This is a genomic window from Falsiroseomonas sp. HW251 (genome assembly GCF_050563545.1).
Classification (GTDB): Bacteria; Pseudomonadota; Alphaproteobacteria; order Acetobacterales; family Acetobacteraceae; genus Falsiroseomonas.
Genome location: NZ_JBNXUM010000102.1, coordinates 1 through 646, shown reverse-complemented (window position 1 = coordinate 646; position 646 = coordinate 1). Strand labels below are relative to the sequence as shown.

Annotated in this window: 1 protein-coding gene and 1 pseudogene; both read left to right on the top strand. The window is 68.0% G+C overall.

Features of this window, described 5'->3' with window-relative positions; all coding sequences use genetic code 11:
- A partial coding sequence (locus tag ACLF3M_RS35375) for an integrase core domain-containing protein (RefSeq protein ID WP_430661709.1) occupies nucleotides 1–181 on the top strand: 181 nt, incomplete at its 5' end.
- A gap of 172 nt (nucleotides 182–353) precedes the next feature.
- Nucleotides 354–646 (top strand): annotated as a pseudogene (locus tag ACLF3M_RS35370) (hypothetical protein); the annotation flags it as partial.

The window sequence follows — 646 nt, the reverse complement described above, 5'->3', positions numbered from 1 at the left end:
TTTCTCCGCCACCCTCGAGTGCGAGCTGCTGGACCGCCGCAGCTTCCGCTCCCCGGCCGTGGCGCGGATGGCGGTGTTCGCTTTCATCGAGGGCTTCTACAACCCCACCAGGCGCCACTCGGCCCTGGGCTACCTCTCGCCCATCGAACACGAAGCCAGAGCCATGGCCGAGAACAACTGATCTACCCGCTAACCGTCCACGGAAGTGGGGCAACTTCACGGCAGATCCGGACCTTGCTGGAACTGATCAAAGACGGCCACGGCGGGGTGGCCATGGTGAGGAACTGCGTGAGGTCGAGCGCCGCCGCGAGGCACTGCAGGCCGAGGTGGCCGCGGCTGGGCTGCCGGAGCCCGTGCCGGTGCTGCACCCCAACCTCCCTGCCCTCTACCGCCGCAAGGTCGAGGCGCTGGAGGAGGCGCTCAAGGACGAGAGGACGGCGCTGCTGGCCGAGGAGGCGCTGCGGATCGACGCCATCCTGGTGCATCCGGGCGAGCGCCGGGGTGAGGTTTCGCTCAGCCTGCGGGGCGACCTGGCGGCGTTCCTGCAGATGGCCGAGGCGCAGCGTGGCACCCCCAACGGCAAAACGGCCGTTACCGTGGGAGGGAACGGCCGTTCTGTGTTTGGTCGAGAAGTATTGGGAACGTT